Origin of the sequence: Pseudomonas sp. BNK-7, assembly GCF_048072025.1 — a bacterium.
In the GTDB taxonomy this organism is placed as follows: domain Bacteria; phylum Pseudomonadota; class Gammaproteobacteria; order Pseudomonadales; family Pseudomonadaceae; genus Aquipseudomonas; species Aquipseudomonas danubii.
This window is the reverse complement of sequence record NZ_CP182252.1, coordinates 633,457-649,370: the sequence shown is the minus strand read 5'-3', so window position 1 is coordinate 649,370 and position 15,914 is coordinate 633,457. Positions and strand designations below refer to the sequence as shown.

Below are 15,914 nucleotides of genomic sequence, written 5' to 3'. Positions count from 1 at the left end.
TTTATAGGGTGGCTAGTTTTTTAGAGCTTATGCTCTAAATTGTCAAATGCCATCCGGTGCCGGTCGCGATTTATCCACAGGGGGATAGAACGTAAGATGCACCCCAGCCTTCTGATTAAAGCCCACGCCCATGGCCCCACGTATAAAAACCCGCGAGCGCATCGTTCAGTTCAGTCTTGAGCTGTTTAACCAACAGGGCGAGCGCAACGTCAGTACCAACCATATTGCTGCGCACATGGAGATTTCTCCGGGCAACCTGTACTACCACTTCCCCAACAAGCAGGCGATCATCGCCGTGTTGTTCGCCGAGTACGAGAGTCTGGTGGACAGCTTCCTGCGCCCGCCCCCCGGGCGTGCGGTTACCGTCGAAGACAAGCGCTATTACCTGCAGGCGCTGCTGGCGGCCATGTGGCGCTACCGCTTCCTGCACCGCGACCTGGAGCACCTGCTGGACAGCGACGCCGAACTGGCGGCTCGCTACCGGCGCTTCTCCCAGCGCTGCCTGATCCAGGGCATGGCCATCTACGGACGTTTCGTCGAGGCCGGGATCGTCGCCATGGACAAGGTGCAGATCGAATCCCTGACCCTCAATGCCTGGATCATCCTCACCTCCTGGGTGCGTTTTCTGTGCACCACCCGGGAGAACTCCACCCACCTGAGCGAGGAAGCCATCAAGCGCGGCGTCTATCAGGTGCTGGTGCTGGAAGCCGGTTTTGTCACCGAGCAGGCCCGGGAAGCGGTCAACGGCCTGTTCGAAGAGTTTTACGTGCCGCTGGCCCAAGCCCTGGAAGAAGTGCAGTAGGATCAATCTCCGACTTACTCACAGGAGCCCGCTATGCCCCTCGCGCAGTTGATCAGCCCGCTTGCCCTGGACCAGAAAAAACAACAGCCCGGCCTGGTGATTCTGGATTGTCGCTTTGCTCTGGAAGACCCGGATTACGGCCAGCGCAGTTACGCCGACGGGCATATCGCCGGGGCCCATTTCGCCGATCTGAACCGGGATCTGAGCGCGCCGGTGATCAAGGGCGTGACCGGCCGGCATCCGTTGCCGGAACCGGCGCAACTGGTGGCCCGCCTGCAGGCCTGGGGCATCGATAACGACAGCGAGATCGTGCTCTATGACGACGGCCCCGGTGCCTACGCTGCCCGCGCCTGGTGGTTGCTGGCCTGGTTGGGCAAGCGTGATGGCGTGTTCATTCTCGATGGCGGCCTCAAAGCCTGGCACGCCGCGGGCCTGCCCCTGAGCCTGGATGCACCGCAAACCGTGCCGGGCCGGTTCGCCGGCCAGCCCGACCACAGTCTGCTACTGGATGCCGAGCACTTGCGCCAGCGCCTGGGCCAGGCGGACCTGACCCTGCTGGATGCCCGTGGCCTGCCGCGTTTTCGTGGTGAGGTGGAGCCGATCGATCCGGTGGCCGGGCATATTCCCGGTGCCCAATGCGCGGCATTCACCGACAACCTGGGCGAGGACGGGCGCTTCCTTGCGGCCGACCGACTCAAGCAGCGATTCGCGCAAAAGCTCGCCGGACGCTCCCCGGAGCAGTTGGTGGCTTACTGCGGCTCTGGCGTCACCGCTTGCCACAACCTGTTCGCCTTGTGCCTGGCCGGCTACCCGCTGGGGCGCCTGTATGCCGGTTCGTGGAGCGAATGGATCACCGATGCCCAGCGGCCTGTCGCCACCGGCGATTGACGGGCTGCCCCCGTCGGCCTCTTCGCTGGCAAGCCAGCTCCTGCGGCCCGCAGGCCCCCGCGAACCTGTAGGAGCGAGCTTGCTCGCGAAAGCCGCGCCGCCCTACTTCAGAGCGGCGCTGCGATAAGCCGCCGGCGTCACCCCATACACCTGCTTGAACTGCCGGCTCAGATGGCTTTGGTCGGCAAATCCCAACTGTGTCGCCACTGCCAGCGGCAGGCAGCCATCACGCAACAAGGCCCGGGCTTTGGCGATGCGCTGTTGCATCAACCAGGTATGGGGTGCAATCCCGGTGGTCCGGCGAAACACCCGGGCGAAATGAAACGGCGACAGGTTTACCGCCGCCGCCAACTCTTCCAATGACGGCGGCGCGGCCAGTTGCGAGCGCAGCAGTTCCTTGGCTTGGACAATCGCCCGGTGTTCCTGCCCAGGTTCACCCAGTGCCCGGACGCCGGCGTGGCGCTGCAACAGCATCAGCAGCATTTCCCGCCACTGGGTCTGTTGTTGCAGGGCGGTGGCCGGGCTTTCCAGCAGGTGGTGCAGGCGGGCAAAACCCTGCACCAGATCCGGGTCTCGATACAGGGTGGCGCCAAAGGCCGGCAGGCTGCCGCTGGGCAGTTCCAGTTCATCCAGCAAGCCGAGAATCTGCCGGTTGTCCGGGTAAAAGGCCCGATACAGCCAGCCGTCTTCAACACCCTTGGCCCCGGTGTGCAATTCGTCCGGGTTGATCAGCACCAGGGTGCCGCTGCCCGCCAGGTGTTCGGCCCCGCGGTAGCGGTAACGCTGAGCGCCAGCCATGATCATGCCGATCACATAACCCTCGTGCACATGGGGCACGAAGCGCTGTTCGATATAACGCGCGGCCAGCAACTCGACCCCGGCCAGGGGCGCGGTCTGCCAGAAGCGGATCGACTCCCGGGCGGGCTTATCCATGGCGGTCCAGGCCGGTCAGCCATTGCGGGATGCGTTGTTCCAGGTAGTAGCTCGGGTGTTTCAGGCTGCCTCCGACAAAGCCTACGTGGCCGCCCTTGGCCTGCAGTTCGAACTGGGTACTGGCGGACAGTTCGCCGGCCTCGGGCAGGCTATGGGGGAACACAAAGGGATCGTCCGCGGCCTGGATGATCAGGGTCGGGGTACGGATTTCCCCGAGGTAATAGCGGCTGGAAGCGCGGCGGTAGTAGTCCTGGGCATCGGCAAAGCCATGCAGCGGCGCGGTGACCCGGCCATCGAAGTCCCAGAAGGTGCGCATCTTGGTCAGCGGGCCCAGTTGCGCCAGGGTCGCCAGGCCTTCATGGCGGCCGTCGTGCTGGAACTGGCGTTGCTTGTCCTTGATGTAGGCCAGCATCTCGCGCATGAAGTGGGCCTGATAGACCTTGGAGAACCCCTGGCCAATGCGGTCGGCGCACTGGTCCAGGCGAAACGGCACCGACACCGCCGTAGCCCCTTGCAGCGGACTGGCGCTGCCGCTTTCCCCCAGGTACTTGAGCAGTACATTGCCTCCCAGGGAGTAGCCCACCGCGAACAGCGGTGCCTGGGGGCGCTTGGCCCGCAGATGGGCAATGGCCGAAGCCAGGTCTTCGCTGGCGCCGGAGTGGTAGCTGCGGGGCAGCAGGTTGGGTTCGCCGGAGCAGCCGCGCCAGTTCAGCGCTGCGCTGGCCCAGCCTCGGGCGGCGAGGGCCTGTTGCAGGCCGGCCACATAAGGTGAATTGGAAGAACCGGTCAGCCCATGCAGCACCAGCACCAGCGGGGCCTCGGCGCTATGGGGGCCGTGCCAGTCAAGATCGAGAAAGTCGCCGTCATCCAGCCACAGACGTTCGCGCTGGCGCTCAAGGTGGGTGGTCGGGCGCCACAGCGGACCCCACAGCGTCTGCAGGTGCGGGTTGCCAAGGCCGAAGGCGGGGATGAAACGATCAGGCGAGTTGGGCACGGGGTGAGTCTCGATGCGGCGCTGCGCAGCCCGGGTGGGCTGCGCAGCTTGTTCCGGCCGAGCGTAAACAGGTTCTACGCGGCGCTGTCTGCCATACGTTGCCACAAGGAGTAATACACCTGCCCGGATTTTTGTTCACGGTGCAGGCGCCAACTGCCGGGCAGACCCAGGGTCGATGGCGCGGTTTCGCTTTCGGTGTAGATCCAGGCGTCGTCCGCCAACCAGCCGCGTTCCTCCAGCAGGGCGCAGGCGGCGGGCAGCAGGTTCTGGTTGAACGGCGGGTCCAGAAACGCCAGGTCGAACGGCGTGGCCGGCTGGGTTTCCAGGTAGCGCAGGGCGTCAGCGGTCTGCGCCTGGCCCACAGAGCAACGCAGCGTTCCCAGGTGCTCGCGCAGGCTGGAGACCGCTACGTTGCTGCTGTCCAGGGCCAGCCCCGAGGCGGCGCCGCGGGACAGGGCTTCAAGGAACACCGCCCCGCTGCCGGCGAACAGGTCGATGACCTTGGCCCCGGCCACATAGGGGGCCAGCCAGTTGAACAGGGTTTCGCGCACCCGGTCCGGGGTCGGGCGCAGCCCCGGCAGATCGGGGAAGCTCAGCTTACGGCTGCGCCATTCGCCGCCGATGATGCGCAGCTGGCCCACGCCATTGTGCTGGTTGTGGACGGGCTTCTTGCTGGGACGGGCTGGACGGGCCATCAGTGCTCCGGAACCCCGAGCGGCTGCTCGGCGGGTTTGTCAGTGGGGGGCGGCAACGGCTTCTGCGCGACGGTGGGGCCGGCGCTGACGATGACCATCTTGTCGACGCCGAGGTGTTTGTTCATGGCGGCCTTGACCTGTTCCACCGTCAGTGCCTGGGATTGACGCATGAAGTCTTCCAGGTAGCTCAACGGCAGGTTGTAGAAGCCCATGGCGCCCAGCTGGCCGACGATATCGGCGTTGCTGGCGGTGGACAGCGGGAAGCTGCCGGCCAGTTCGCGCTTGGCGTCATCCAGTTCCTTCTGGGTCGGGCCGTTTTTCAGGTAATCGGCGAACACGTCCTGCACCAGTTTCAGGGTGCCTTCGCTCATTTCTGCGCGGGTCTGCAGGTTGATCATGAACGGCCCGCGGGCCTGCATCGGGGTGAAGCCCGAGTACACGCCGTAGGTCAGGCCGCGTTTCTCGCGCACTTCACTCATCAGCCGGGTGCCGAAGCCGCCACCGCCGAGGATCTGGTTGCCCAGGGACACGGCGGCGTAATCCGGATCGTCACGGTCGATCCCCAGTTGTGCCAGCAGCAGGTTGGTCTGGCTCGACGGGAATTCGATGTGGCCGATGCTGGCCTTGGGTTCAGTGGGTTGCTCGACCTTCGCCAGGGCCGGGCCTTTGGGCAGGGCGGCGGAGACTTGCGCGGCAATTGCCTCGGCGTCGCTGCGGGACAGATCGCCGACCAGAGCGATCACCACGTTGCCGGCGGTATAGGCCTTGGCGTGGAAGGCCTGCAGTTGCGCCTGGGTGATAGTCGGAACGCTCTTGGCATTGCCTTCGCTGGCATGCGCATAGGGATGGCTGCCGTACAGGCGCTGCATCAGCTCCAGGCTGGCCAGCTTGCCGGGGTTCTGCTTCTGGTACTCGAAGCCGGCTAGCAACTGGTTCTTGATCCGCGCCAGGGAGTCGGCAGGGAAGGTCGGCTTGCCCACCACTTCGGCAAACAGCTCAAGCGCCGGTTCGCGTTTATCCACAGCGCTGAGGCTGCGCAGCGAGACCACGGCCATGTCCTTGTAGGCACCGTTGCCGATATCCGCGCCCAGGCTTTCAAAGCCCTGGGCGATGGCGCCCACATCCTTGCCGGGCACGCCTTCGTTGAGCATGGCGTTGGTCAGCAGGGCCAGGCCGGAAGTGTTGCCGTCCTGGCTGCTGCCGGCGGCGAAGATCAGGCGCATGTCGAACATCGGCAGCTCGCGGGCTTCGACGAACAGCACCTTGGCGCCTTCGGCAGTGTTCCAGGTCTGCACATTGAGGTTGCGATGGCTGGGGGCCTTGCCATCCAGCTCGGCCAGAGATTGCAGCTTCTGGCTGCTCTTGGCGTTGTCCAGGGCCTGGCTGGCATTGCTCTCGCCGGAGCGCGACAGGTACAGGCCACCGGCGGTGAGCAGGGCGACCAGGGCCAGGCCCAGCAGGACCGGTGAAGCATTCTTGCGCTTACTCATGAGCGGACTCCTCAGGCAGTACATGGGCCACGCTCATACGCTCCCGGGTGAAATAGGTGCGGGCGGCTTTCTGGATGTCTTCCGGGGTCACGCTTTGCAGTTCCGCCAGCTCGGTGTCCATCAGCTTCCAGGACAGGCCGACGGTTTCCAGCTGGCCGATGGCGCTGGCCTGGCTGGTGATCGAGTCACGCTCGTAGACCAGCCCGGCAATCACTTGTGCCCGGACCCGCTCCAACTCTGCGGCCGACGGCGGGGTGGTTTTCAGTTGGTCCAGCAGGCGCCACAGCCCGGCTTCGGCCTGGGCGATGGTTTTCTTCTTCTGGCTGTTGGGGGTGGCCGAGAGCATGAACAGGCTGTCGCCTCGGGTGTAGGCGTCATAGCTGGTGGAGCCGTTGGACAGCAACTCTTCGCCGCGCTCCAGCTGGGTCGGAATGCGCGCGCTGTAGCCGCCGTCCAGCAGGGCCGCGGCCAGGCGCAGGGCGTTGACCGAACGCTTGTCTTCAGCTGTGGCGATGCTGGGCACGTTGAAGGCCAGCATCAGACTCGGCAGTTGGGTCTTCACATGCAGGGTGATCAGGCGCTCGCCGGGTTCGGCCAGCTCCAGGGGGATCTTCGTCGGTGGCACGTCGCGCTTGGGGATGGCGCCGAAATAGCGTTGGGCCAGAGCCTTGACCTCATCCGGGGTGACATCGCCCACCACCACCAGGGTGGCGTTGTTCGGCGCGTACCAGGATTGGTACCAGTGGCGCAGTTCCTCGACCTTCATCCGGTTCAGGTCGGCCATCCAGCCGATGGTCGGCGTGTGGTAGCCGCTGGCGGGGTAGGCCATGGCCTTGAAGCGCTCGTAGGCCTTGGACAGCGGCTTGTCGTCGGTGCGCAGGCGGCGCTCTTCCTTGATCACTTCGATCTCGCGGGCGAACTCGTCGGCCGGCAGGCGCAGGCTGGCCATGCGGTCGGCTTCCAGCTCCAGGGCCACGCCCAGGCGGTCGCGGGCCAGGACCTGGTAATAAGCGGTGAAGTCGTCGCTGGTGAAGGCGTTCTCTTCGGCGCCAAGATCCCGCAGGATCAGGGACGCTTCACCCGGGCCGACCTTCTCGCTGCCCTTGAACATCATGTGTTCCAGGGCGTGGGACAAACCGGTCTGACCCGGGGTTTCGTAGCTGGAGCCGACCTTGTACCAGACCTGCGACACCACTACCGGTGCGCGATGGTCTTCGCGGACCACCACTTTGAGGCCGTTGTCGAGGGTGAATTCGTGGGTGGGTTGCGGGTCGGCAGCCAGGGCTGCAAGGGGCAGACAAACTGTGCTGAGCAGCAGGCCTGCAGCGCGGCGGGCTAGAGCATTCATTCGTTTTTAAACCTGTTGGGCTGCCCGCTTGGTCTTAGCCTGTGCGGGCGAGGAGGTGCTAGGATACTGATCCGTTTTACTGGCGGCCACGCCTATCAGGCTTGCACGAATCAGAGTGTGCTTGAGCAGGTTGTATGAGTTACCGGCAAAAAGCCTTGATTTGTCAGCTAAACTTCGACTTTTCGCCGATTTTGCCGTTCCAGTCCTTAAGTAAAATCGATCCTTGAAGTGCTTTTGGGCATTTCGACAACATGTTGCGCGTGAACAAGCTGGATGAAACACAGTCTGTTCTGCATCGAATATTTATTTACCGAAGCGCCCACTGGCGCATCGCTACCTTGAGATAGCCGTCTCCATGTTTGGTTCCAACGACGACAAAAAGACCCCAGCCGCGGCTGGCGAGAAGAAAGGCCTGTTCGGATGGCTGCGCAAAAAGCCGCAGGAACCCGTCGTCGAACAGCCGCAAGTGCCTGTCGAGCCGGTGCCGGCTCCAGTTATTGAAACCGCTCCCGGCGTTGCCCCGAGTGAGCCGGTTGTGCTGTCGACCGGCGAGCCGGTGCTGCAACCCCGGGGCGAGGCCGAGCCGGTAGCGGCCGTTGCGCCCGAGTTGCCCCTGACTCCGAGCCCGGAGCACAAGCCCTGGCTGACTCTACCGGTAGCGGAAGAGCCGGTGGCCCTGGTGGAGGACGCTCAGGCGGAGCACGTCACTCCGCCGATTCCAGCCCTGACCCCAGCATCTGAACCGGTGGTCGAAGCGCCGGTTGTCACCCCGGCTCCGGTGCTCGAAGTGCAAACGCCGGTAGCGCCGGTATTCGTCGCGCCGGAGCCTGTTGCTCCTGCTCCTGCTCCTGCTCCTGCTCCTGCTCCTGCTCCTGCTCCTGCTCCTGTTGCCGAGCCGGTTGCCCAGGTGGCGGAGCCCGAGCCCGTGGTCGAGCCGGTCCGTCCTGTTGAAGAGAACAAGGTCGGTTTCTTCGCCCGCTTGAAGCAGGGCCTGTCCAAGACCAGCGCCAGCATTGGCGAAGGCATGGCCAGCCTGTTCCTGGGCAAGAAGGCCATCGATGACGAGTTGCTGGAAGACCTGGAAACCCGTCTGCTGACCGCCGACGTCGGGGTCGAAGCGACTTCGGTGATCATCCAGAACCTGACCCAGAAGGTGGCGCGCAAGCAACTCACCGACTCCGATGCGCTGTACGCCTCGTTGCAGGCCGAACTCACCAGCATGCTCAAGCCGGTGGAGCAGCCGCTGAAAATCGTCGCCCAGAACAAACCCTTCGTGATCCTGGTGGTGGGCGTCAACGGCGCCGGCAAGACCACCACCATCGGCAAGCTGGCGAAGAAACTGCAGCTGGAAGGCAAGAAAGTCATGCTGGCGGCCGGCGACACCTTCCGCGCCGCGGCGGTGGAGCAACTGCAAGTCTGGGGCGAGCGCAACAAGATCCCGGTCATCGCCCAGCACACCGGAGCCGATTCCGCTTCGGTGATCTTCGACGCCGTGCAGGCGGCCAAGGCTCGTGGTATCGATGTGCTGATCGCCGACACGGCGGGGCGCCTGCACACCAAAGACAACCTGATGGAAGAGCTGAAGAAGGTCCGCCGGGTGATCGGCAAGCTCGACGCCGATGCGCCGCACGAGGTGCTGCTGGTGCTGGACGCCGGTACCGGCCAGAACGCCATCAACCAGGCCAAACAGTTCAACCAGACCGTGGAATTGACCGGCCTGGCCCTGACCAAACTCGATGGCACGGCCAAAGGCGGGGTGATCTTCGCCCTGGCCAAGCAATTCGGTCTGCCGATCCGTTATATCGGGGTCGGTGAAGGCATCGATGACTTGCGTACTTTTGAAGCAGAACCCTTTGTCCAGGCACTGTTTGCCGAGCGGGAGCGTTCATGATTCGTTTCGAACAGGTCGGTAAGCGCTATCCCAATGGCCACGTTGGCCTGCATGAGCTGAGCTTTCGCGTCCGTCGTGGCGAATTCCTGTTTGTCACCGGCCATTCCGGCGCCGGCAAAAGCACCTTGCTGCGCCTGCTGCTGGCCATGGAACGCCCTACCTCCGGCAAATTGCTGCTGGCGGGTCAGGACCTGGGTCAGATCAGCAATGCACAGATCCCTTTCCTGCGGCGGCAGATTGGCGTGGTGTTCCAGAATCACCAGTTACTGTTCGATCGCACGGTGTTCAACAACGTCGCTCTGCCGTTGCAGATCCTCGGTCTGTCCAAGGCGGAAATCGCCAAGCGCGTGGATTCGGCCCTGGAGCGCGTGGCCTTGTCGGACAAAACCGATCTTTACCCAGGTGATCTGTCCACCGGTCAGCAACAGCGCGTAGGTATTGCTCGAGCCATCGTCCACCGTCCAGCCTTGCTGCTGGCGGATGAGCCCACCGGTAACCTCGACCCGCGTCTTGCGGCGGAAATCATGGGCGTGTTCGAAGACATCAACCGCCTGGGCACCAGCGTACTGATCGCCAGTCACGACCTGGCGCTGATCGCGCGCATGCGTCACCGCATGCTGACCCTGCAGCGCGGCCGATTGATTGGCGACGGGGAGGCCGGCGTATGAGTGCCACACGTACCCCTAAAGTGGCGGAGCGCGTAGCGCCCAAGGCCTCCGAAGCACCGCCACCGAAGAAAAAACGCGACGAGGACGACGGTCCGGATTTCGCCACCCTGTTGCATGCCTGGATCGAAAGCCATCGCGCCAGCTTGCTGGACAGCCTGCGGCGCCTGGGCAAGCAGCCCATCGGCAGTTTCTTTACCTGCCTGGTGATGGCTGTGGCCCTGAGCTTGCCCATGGGCCTGTCGTTGCTGCTCAGCAACGTCGAGCGCCTGGGCGGTTCCTGGCAGCGGGCAGCGCAGATTTCGCTGTACCTGGATCTGGGGGCTTCAGCCAGCGAAGGTGAGAAGCTTGGCGAAGAGATCAAGGGCCTGCCCGGTGTGGCGGATGCCGAGTTCATCAGTAAGGAAAAGGCGCTGGAAGAATTCCAGCAGCAGTCCGGCCTGGGTGAGGCTTTGCGCGAGCTGCCCCACAATCCGCTGCCGGGCGTAGTGCTGGTCACGCCGAGCGAAGTGGACAAGGCGACTCTGGAGGCCTTGCGTCAGCGGTTGTCGGAAATGCCCAAGGTGCAACTGGCGCAGTTGGACCTGGTATGGGTCGAGCGGCTGGCGGCCATCCTCAAGCTGGGGGACCGTTTTGTCTTCGGCCTGACGGTGTTGCTGGTTTCTGCATTACTTTTGGTGATAGGCAATACCATTCGTCTTCATATTGAAAACCGCCGCACAGAGATAGAAGTGATTAAACTCGTCGGCGGCACAGACAGCTATGTGCGCCGTCCCTTCCTTTATATGGGCGCGTTGTATGGCTTCGGTGCGGGGATTCTGTCCTGGGGCGTATTGGCGTTTGGCCTGAACTGGCTGAACGACGCGGTGATCGGCTTGGCCGGCTTGTATGGCAGTGATTTTGCCCTGGCAGGGGTGCCGGTTGCTGATGGTCTATCGCTCTTGCTTGGTGCGGTGCTGTTGGGTTATATCGGTGCGTGGATTGCGGTGGCCCGCCACCTGAGGGAGCTGGCACCGAAGTAATGTCATTTTGCTTGTATTGACCTTTCAGAATATTTGGGAACTTGTTTCGCGGTTTCCGGTCAATTTTCGCAGTGCTGAACTGCACGAGTTATGTGAGTCGGAGGTTTTTTCGTATGACCACTTCTTTGCAACCTGCTTACGCATTGGTTCCAGGCGCAAACCTGGAGGCCTATGTGCACACGGTGAACAGCATTCCATTGCTGACGCCCGAGCAGGAGCGTGAACTGGCCGAGAGTCTCTACTATGAGCAGGATCTTGAGGCGGCTCGGCAGATGGTGCTCGCCCACCTGCGTTTTGTCGTACATATCGCCCGTAGCTATTCCGGCTACGGGTTGGCCCAGGCTGACCTGATCCAGGAAGGCAACGTTGGCCTGATGAAAGCCGTGAAGCGCTTCAACCCGGAAATGGGTGTGCGCCTGGTGTCCTTTGCGGTGCACTGGATCAAGGCGGAGATTCACGAGTTCATCCTGCGTAACTGGCGGATTGTGAAAGTCGCGACCACCAAGGCTCAGCGCAAGCTGTTCTTCAACCTGCGCAGCCAGAAGAAGCGTCTGGCCTGGCTGAACAATGAAGAAGTGCATCGCGTGGCGGAGAGCCTGGGCGTTGAGCCCCGTGAAGTGCGCGAGATGGAAAGCCGTCTGACCGGCCAGGACATGGCCTTCGATCCGGCTGCTGAAGCGGATGATGACAGCGCCTTCCAATCGCCGGCCAACTACCTGGAAGACCATCGCTACGACCCGGCGCTGCAACTGGAAGATGCCGATTGGAGCGACAACTCCACCCACAACCTGCACGAAGCGCTGGAAGTGCTGGACGAGCGCAGCCGTGACATCCTCTACCAGCGCTGGCTGGCCGAAGAGAAAGCCACGCTGCACGACCTGGCGCAGAAGTACAACGTTTCGGCCGAGCGTATCCGCCAGCTGGAAAAGAGCGCGATGAACAAGTTGAAGCTGTCCATCGCCGCTTAAGCCTGAAGCGTCATGCAAAACGCCCCGAGATGATCGGGGCGTTTTTGTTTGCGCGTCTTTTGTAGGGGTGGCTTGTCGGCGAATAGGCCTGGTTTACCTAACCCGCCCACGGCGCTTTACGGGCTTCATTCAACCGATTCAGGTAATCGGCCCCACCCAACTGGCTCATCTGCCGCCGAACCCAGCCCGCCCGCTGCATCACATAAGTGCTGGGCCGCGCTGCGCTCCACACCCTTGGATTGGGCAGGACAGCGGCCAGCAGGCTGGCTTGCTGGCGTGACAGGTTGGCCGCGCTGACGCCGAAGTGATGGCGCGCCGCGGCTTCTGCCCCGAACACCCCTTCATCCCATTCGACACTGTTGAGGTAGACCTCAAGAATCCGCTGCTTGGGCCAGAACACCTCGATCAGCGCGGTGAACCAGGCTTCCAGCCCCTTGCGCAAGTAGCTGCGGCCGGACCAGAGGAACAGGTTTTTCGACACTTGCTGACTCAGGGTGCTGGCACCACGGATCGAACCGCCCCGTTCGTTGTGGATCAACGCTGCCTGGATTGCATCGATATCGAAGCCCCAGTGCTCGGGGAATTTCTGATCCTCGCCGGCGATCACCGCCACCTTGAGGTTGTCGGAGATTTCATCCCAAGGCTTCCAGGTGCGTTGCAGGTCGATGGGGTCGTTGTCGATCCAGGATTCGACCTTGCGCTCCACCATCAGGGCGGTGCCCGGCGGCGGCACGAAACGGAACAGCAGCACCAGCAGCACGCTACCGACGACGAACCACATCAAGGCTTTTACAAGGCGACGAAACAGATAACGCAGCATAGAGATGGCTTGGCCGAACCCGTTGAGCGCGCCATTATACAGACCCTTTGCGCTGAATCTGACTGGAGTTCCTCATGTTGCGTGGCTTCCTGATGCTGGCCGCTTTCTTCGGTTTCACCGGGGTCGCCCTGGGTGCCTTTGCCGCTCACGGTCTGAAAAACCGCCTGAGCACCGAGTACCTGGCTATTTTTCATACAGGGGTCACTTACCAGCTGGTGCATACCCTGGCGCTGTTCGGCGTCGCCTTGCTGGCGGCGCATATTCCAGGGCGGCTGGTGACCTGGGCCGGTATCGCGTTCACCCTGGGCATCCTGTTGTTCTCCGGCAGCCTGTACCTGCTGACCCTGAGCGGCATCAGCAAGCTGGGCATCATCACCCCCTTCGGTGGCCTGGCCTTCCTGGTTGGCTGGTTTCTGCTGGGCCTTGCCGCCTGGCGCCTGCAAGGGGCCGGCTGACGCTTGTAGCTGACCTTTAGGTCACGATCGGGCTAGAATGCTGGCCCCTAAAAATGATGGCGGCCTCGAGCATGCGCATTCAGTTGAACGGTGAATCCTTTGAACTGCCCGACGGCTCGACCGTTGCGGCCCTGCTGACCCGTCTGGACCTGACCGGACGCCGGATCGCGGTGGAACTCAATCTGGATATCGTTCCGCGCAGCCAGCACGCCGAGACCGCCCTCAACGAGGGCGACCAGGTGGAAGTGGTCCACGCCATCGGCGGCGGCTAGCCACTGGCGTCAATCGCGCTGCTACGTATTCCGCGCAGCGCCCTGGCCCGGCTCCGGGCCTCTCCCATGGAAGACGCGTTCACCGGCCCCGGAATGAGGGCTCCAGGGCCCCGGGCCTGATACAGAATTCTGCAAGAACCTCACCCCAACAGAGGATTTCCGATGAGCAACGTTCGTAGTGACAAGCCTTTCGTCCTGGCCGGTCGGACGTACCAGTCGCGTTTGCTGGTAGGCACCGGCAAGTACCGCGACATGGAAGAAACCCGCCTGGCCATCGAGGCCTCGGGTGCCGAGATCGTCACCGTCGCCGTGCGCCGGACCAATATCGGCCAGAACCCGGGCGAACCGAACCTGCTGGATATCCTGCCACCGGATCGCTACACCATCCTGCCCAACACCGCCGGCTGCTATGACGCAGTGGAAGCGGTACGCACCTGCCGCCTGGCTCGCGAACTGCTGGACGGCCACAACCTGGTCAAGCTGGAAGTCCTGGCCGACCAGAAGACCCTGTTCCCCAACGTGCTGGAAACCCTCAAGGCCGCCGAAGTGCTGGTCAAGGAAGGTTTCGACGTGATGGTCTACACCAGCGATGACCCGATCATCGCTCGCCAACTGGCGGAAATGGGCTGCATCGCGGTCATGCCCCTGGCGGGCCTGATCGGCACCGGGCTGGGGATCTGCAACCCGTACAACCTGCAGATCATTCTTGAAGAAGCCAAGGTTCCGGTGCTGGTGGATGCCGGTGTCGGCACCGCTTCCGATGCCACCATCGCCATGGAGCTGGGCTGTGAAGCGGTGCTGATGAACTCGGCCATCGCCCACGCGCAGCAGCCGGTCATGATGGCCGAAGCCATGAAACACGCAATTGTCGCGGGCCGCCTGGCGTACCTCGCCGGTCGCATGCCGAAGAAACTCTATGCCAGCGCCTCTTCGCCGCTGGATGGTCTGATCAAGTAAGAGCCATTGATGACTGAATCAAACGACACGCCAATCCAGCCGGAAGCCGGCGACGAGCGCCAACACCGCCGCATCAAGAGTTTCGTGATGCGCGCCGGGCGCATGACCGAAGGCCAGCAACGTGGCCTGGATCAGGGCGCGCCGCTGTATGTGCTGCCCCTGGCTGACGCCCCGGTGGACTACGACCAGGTGTTCGGCCGTTCAGCGCCGCGCTCTTTGGAAATCGGCTTCGGCATGGGCCATTCGCTGCTGGAAATGGCCGCGGCGGCTCCGGAGCAGGACTTCATTGGTGTGGAAGTTCACCGTCCGGGCGTCGGCGCGCTGCTCAATGGCGTGCTGACTCAGGGCCTGACCAACCTGCGGGTCTACGATTGCGACGCCATTGAAGTGCTCAATCGCTGCATCGCCGACAACAGCCTGGATCGGCTGATGCTGTTCTTCCCCGATCCGTGGCACAAGAGCCGGCACCACAAGCGCCGCATCGTCCAGGCCTCCTTCGCCGAGCTGGTGCGCAGCAAGCTCAAGGTGGGCGGCATTCTGCACATGGCCACCGACTGGGAGCCCTATGCCGAATACATGCTGGAAGTGATGAACGTTGCCCCGGGTTACCGCAACCTGGCCGAAGACGGCAAGTGCGTGCCGCGCCCGGCTGAACGCCCGATCACCAAGTTCGAGCGTCGTGGCGAGCGCCTGGGCCATGGTGTGTGGGATCTGAAGTTCGAAAAGCTCGACTGAGCCCCGTACAGCCGCTGTTGTAGGCGCTGGTTTGCTAGCGAAGGTGCCCTCAAGGACGCCTTCGCCAGCCAGCTGACTCCTACAAGGCTTGGATGAAACTGACCGGCACCTGGTCGGTCAGCCACACCCCATTCTCTGCCTGATAGAAGGTGAAACCCTGGGCCTGCATGGCCTGGGCGTCGACCTGCAGGATCACCACCTTGCCGTAACGCTGGCCCACGGCCCGGGCGGTGTCGATTTCCTGGGACAGGTGCACGTGATGGCGTGAGCCCGGGATCAGCCCCTTCTCATTGATCGACTCCATGAAGCGCGTGGCAGTGCCGTGGTAGAGCACGGCGGGCGGTTGCTTTGCCTCAAGCTGCAATTGCACGGCCTTGTTGGAGTGTCCCTGAACGGCGCGGATTTGCTGGCCGTCAGCGGAGAGGGCGAAGCGCTTCTTGTCGTTGCCTTCGACCACCCGCTCGATCAGTTCCCGGTTCAGTTGCCGGCCGTTCTTGGCGGCGCCGCTGATCAGCGCTTCGATATCGCCCCAGCCTTGGCTGTCCAGCTCAAGACCGATGGCCTGGGGCTCGTGGCGCAGCACGTAGCTGAGGAACTTGCTGGTGTCTTCGATGACTTTCTTGCTCATGTTCTTCCTTGAATAGCGGCTGCAGGTCAGCGGCGGTCGGCGACCACGCCAATCAGCACCAGCACCACCAGCAGCACTGGCGCCAGGCTGTAGTTGTTGAACTGGCTCAGGCCGCGGACGATCCACGGCGTGGCGTAGATCAGCGCCAGGCCGCTGCCGACCATGCACAGCAAGGCCATCAGCGGCACGCGCAGGGCGCCGGCGATGCCGCCCAGGCGCTGCTCGACCCAACCCTTGATGTCCGCGCCGAACAGCACCAGCAGGCAGCCCACCAATGCCAGGGCGATTTCCGAGAGGTTGCTGCGACTCCAGCGGGACACGGTGGCAAGCAGGTCGAGTACCAGATCCATG

At 63.1% G+C, this 15,914-nt stretch carries 18 protein-coding genes; 10 read left to right on the top strand and 8 right to left on the bottom strand.

Annotated elements, in window-relative coordinates:
- Positions 1–130 precede the first annotated feature (130 nt).
- Positions 131–802 (top strand): TetR/AcrR family transcriptional regulator, encoded by a 672-nt coding sequence (locus ACMGF8_RS03040; protein ID WP_102862098.1) that lies wholly within the window; start codon positions 131–133, stop codon positions 800–802.
- Between the two features lie 33 nt (positions 803–835).
- Positions 836–1,690, top strand: a complete 855-nt coding sequence (locus ACMGF8_RS03035) for a sulfurtransferase (RefSeq protein ID WP_102862097.1) — start codon at positions 836–838, stop codon at positions 1,688–1,690.
- 102 nt (positions 1,691–1,792) lie between these two features.
- Here ACMGF8_RS03035 and ACMGF8_RS03030 read toward each other — a convergent pair whose 3' ends face one another.
- From ACMGF8_RS03030 to ACMGF8_RS03010, 5 genes are all read right to left on the bottom strand, one after another.
- On the bottom strand, positions 1,793–2,623 hold the full coding sequence (locus ACMGF8_RS03030; RefSeq protein WP_207166712.1) for an AraC family transcriptional regulator: 831 nt from the start codon (positions 2,621–2,623) through the stop codon (positions 1,793–1,795).
- Positions 2,616–3,617, bottom strand: coding sequence for a hydrolase (locus ACMGF8_RS03025; RefSeq protein WP_416758645.1), 1,002 nt, complete (start codon positions 3,615–3,617; stop codon positions 2,616–2,618). The genes ACMGF8_RS03030 and ACMGF8_RS03025 overlap by 8 nt, the downstream gene beginning before the upstream one ends.
- Positions 3,618–3,691: 74 nt before the next feature.
- Positions 3,692–4,312 (bottom strand): 16S rRNA (guanine(966)-N(2))-methyltransferase RsmD, encoded by a 621-nt coding sequence (rsmD, locus tag ACMGF8_RS03020; RefSeq protein WP_305949092.1) that lies wholly within the window; start codon positions 4,310–4,312, stop codon positions 3,692–3,694.
- A complete protein-coding gene (locus ACMGF8_RS03015) occupies positions 4,312–5,802 on the bottom strand; it encodes a M16 family metallopeptidase (RefSeq protein ID WP_102862093.1) in 1,491 nt (496 codons plus the stop codon). Before ACMGF8_RS03015 ends, rsmD begins: the two co-directional genes overlap by 1 nt.
- Positions 5,795–7,150 carry a M16 family metallopeptidase gene (locus ACMGF8_RS03010; protein WP_207166710.1) on the bottom strand — a complete coding sequence of 452 codons (1,356 nt, stop codon included), beginning with the start codon at positions 7,148–7,150 and terminating at the stop codon, positions 5,795–5,797. The genes ACMGF8_RS03015 and ACMGF8_RS03010 overlap by 8 nt, the downstream gene beginning before the upstream one ends.
- Positions 7,151–7,505: 355 nt before the next feature.
- Between ACMGF8_RS03010 and ftsY the strand changes: the two genes are divergently transcribed.
- The 4 genes from ftsY to rpoH all read left to right on the top strand — a co-directional run bounded on the left by ftsY (position 7,506) and on the right by rpoH (position 11,696).
- Positions 7,506–9,041 (top strand): signal recognition particle-docking protein FtsY, encoded by a 1,536-nt coding sequence (gene ftsY, locus ACMGF8_RS03005; RefSeq protein ID WP_416758642.1) that lies wholly within the window; start codon positions 7,506–7,508, stop codon positions 9,039–9,041.
- The gene (gene ftsE, locus ACMGF8_RS03000) at positions 9,038–9,709 is read left to right on the top strand and encodes a cell division ATP-binding protein FtsE (protein ID WP_016967614.1); all 672 of its coding nucleotides are present in this window, start codon (positions 9,038–9,040) and stop codon (positions 9,707–9,709) included. Before ftsY ends, ftsE begins: the two co-directional genes overlap by 4 nt.
- A complete protein-coding gene (gene ftsX / locus ACMGF8_RS02995) occupies positions 9,706–10,728 on the top strand; it encodes a permease-like cell division protein FtsX (RefSeq protein ID WP_102862090.1) in 1,023 nt (340 codons plus the stop codon). The genes ftsE and ftsX overlap by 4 nt, the downstream gene beginning before the upstream one ends.
- Before the next feature lie 113 nt (positions 10,729–10,841).
- Complete coding sequence (gene rpoH, locus ACMGF8_RS02990; protein WP_016967616.1) at positions 10,842–11,696, top strand: RNA polymerase sigma factor RpoH; 855 nt, start codon at positions 10,842–10,844, stop codon at positions 11,694–11,696.
- 97 nt (positions 11,697–11,793) lie between these two features.
- On the opposite strand, the gene mtgA is transcribed toward rpoH, so the two are convergent.
- On the bottom strand, positions 11,794–12,516 hold the full coding sequence (mtgA, locus tag ACMGF8_RS02985; protein ID WP_102862089.1) for a monofunctional biosynthetic peptidoglycan transglycosylase: 723 nt from the start codon (positions 12,514–12,516) through the stop codon (positions 11,794–11,796).
- Between the two features lie 74 nt (positions 12,517–12,590).
- Here mtgA and ACMGF8_RS02980 point away from each other — a divergent pair, with 74 nt between their 5' ends.
- The 4 genes from ACMGF8_RS02980 to trmB all read left to right on the top strand — a co-directional run bounded on the left by ACMGF8_RS02980 (position 12,591) and on the right by trmB (position 14,935).
- Positions 12,591–12,971 carry a DUF423 domain-containing protein gene (locus ACMGF8_RS02980; RefSeq protein ID WP_102862088.1) on the top strand — a complete coding sequence of 127 codons (381 nt, stop codon included), beginning with the start codon at positions 12,591–12,593 and terminating at the stop codon, positions 12,969–12,971.
- Positions 12,972–13,042: 71 nt separating this feature from the next.
- On the top strand, positions 13,043–13,243 hold the full coding sequence (gene thiS, locus ACMGF8_RS02975; protein ID WP_162884096.1) for a sulfur carrier protein ThiS: 201 nt from the start codon (positions 13,043–13,045) through the stop codon (positions 13,241–13,243).
- A gap of 162 nt (positions 13,244–13,405) precedes the next feature.
- A complete protein-coding gene (locus ACMGF8_RS02970; RefSeq protein ID WP_011064024.1) occupies positions 13,406–14,200 on the top strand; it encodes a thiazole synthase in 795 nt (264 codons plus the stop codon).
- 9 nt (positions 14,201–14,209) lie between these two features.
- Positions 14,210–14,935: a tRNA (guanosine(46)-N7)-methyltransferase TrmB gene (trmB, locus tag ACMGF8_RS02965; RefSeq protein WP_102862086.1), complete on the top strand. Its 726-nt coding sequence runs from the start codon at positions 14,210–14,212 to the stop codon at positions 14,933–14,935.
- A gap of 79 nt (positions 14,936–15,014) precedes the next feature.
- Here trmB and ACMGF8_RS02960 read toward each other — a convergent pair whose 3' ends face one another.
- On the bottom strand, positions 15,015–15,563 hold the full coding sequence (locus ACMGF8_RS02960) for an RNA 2'-phosphotransferase (protein ID WP_207166709.1): 549 nt from the start codon (positions 15,561–15,563) through the stop codon (positions 15,015–15,017).
- A gap of 26 nt (positions 15,564–15,589) precedes the next feature.
- Positions 15,590–15,913, bottom strand: a complete 324-nt coding sequence (locus ACMGF8_RS02955; RefSeq protein WP_011064021.1) for a DUF3392 domain-containing protein — start codon at positions 15,911–15,913, stop codon at positions 15,590–15,592.
- Position 15,914: the final 1 nt, after the last annotated feature.

What these genes read in the sequence shown, in the direction of transcription:
- ACMGF8_RS03040 (WP_102862098.1), top strand. Translation starts at nt 131, where the DNA reads ATGGCCCCACGTATAAAAACCCGCGAGCGCATCGTTCAGTTCAGTCTT.
- ACMGF8_RS03035 (WP_102862097.1), top strand. Translation starts at nt 836, where the DNA reads ATGCCCCTCGCGCAGTTGATCAGCCCGCTTGCCCTGGACCAGAAAAAA.
- ACMGF8_RS03030 (WP_207166712.1), bottom strand. Translation starts at nt 2,623, where the DNA reads ATGGATAAGCCCGCCCGGGAGTCGATCCGCTTCTGGCAGACCGCGCCC.
- rsmD (WP_305949092.1), bottom strand. Translation starts at nt 4,312, where the DNA reads ATGGCCCGTCCAGCCCGTCCCAGCAAGAAGCCCGTCCACAACCAGCAC.
- ACMGF8_RS03015 (WP_102862093.1), bottom strand. Translation starts at nt 5,802, where the DNA reads ATGAGTAAGCGCAAGAATGCTTCACCGGTCCTGCTGGGCCTGGCCCTG.
- ACMGF8_RS03010 (WP_207166710.1), bottom strand. Translation starts at nt 7,150, where the DNA reads ATGAATGCTCTAGCCCGCCGCGCTGCAGGCCTGCTGCTCAGCACAGTT.
- ftsY (WP_416758642.1), top strand. Translation starts at nt 7,506, where the DNA reads ATGTTTGGTTCCAACGACGACAAAAAGACCCCAGCCGCGGCTGGCGAG.
- ftsE (WP_016967614.1), top strand. Translation starts at nt 9,038, where the DNA reads ATGATTCGTTTCGAACAGGTCGGTAAGCGCTATCCCAATGGCCACGTT.
- ftsX (WP_102862090.1), top strand. Translation starts at nt 9,706, where the DNA reads ATGAGTGCCACACGTACCCCTAAAGTGGCGGAGCGCGTAGCGCCCAAG.
- rpoH (WP_016967616.1), top strand. Translation starts at nt 10,842, where the DNA reads ATGACCACTTCTTTGCAACCTGCTTACGCATTGGTTCCAGGCGCAAAC.
- mtgA (WP_102862089.1), bottom strand. Translation starts at nt 12,516, where the DNA reads ATGCTGCGTTATCTGTTTCGTCGCCTTGTAAAAGCCTTGATGTGGTTC.
- ACMGF8_RS02980 (WP_102862088.1), top strand. Translation starts at nt 12,591, where the DNA reads ATGTTGCGTGGCTTCCTGATGCTGGCCGCTTTCTTCGGTTTCACCGGG.
- thiS (WP_162884096.1), top strand. Translation starts at nt 13,043, where the DNA reads ATGCGCATTCAGTTGAACGGTGAATCCTTTGAACTGCCCGACGGCTCG.
- ACMGF8_RS02970 (WP_011064024.1), top strand. Translation starts at nt 13,406, where the DNA reads ATGAGCAACGTTCGTAGTGACAAGCCTTTCGTCCTGGCCGGTCGGACG.
- trmB (WP_102862086.1), top strand. Translation starts at nt 14,210, where the DNA reads ATGACTGAATCAAACGACACGCCAATCCAGCCGGAAGCCGGCGACGAG.
- ACMGF8_RS02960 (WP_207166709.1), bottom strand. Translation starts at nt 15,563, where the DNA reads ATGAGCAAGAAAGTCATCGAAGACACCAGCAAGTTCCTCAGCTACGTG.
- ACMGF8_RS02955 (WP_011064021.1), bottom strand. Translation starts at nt 15,913, where the DNA reads ATGGATCTGGTACTCGACCTGCTTGCCACCGTGTCCCGCTGGAGTCGC.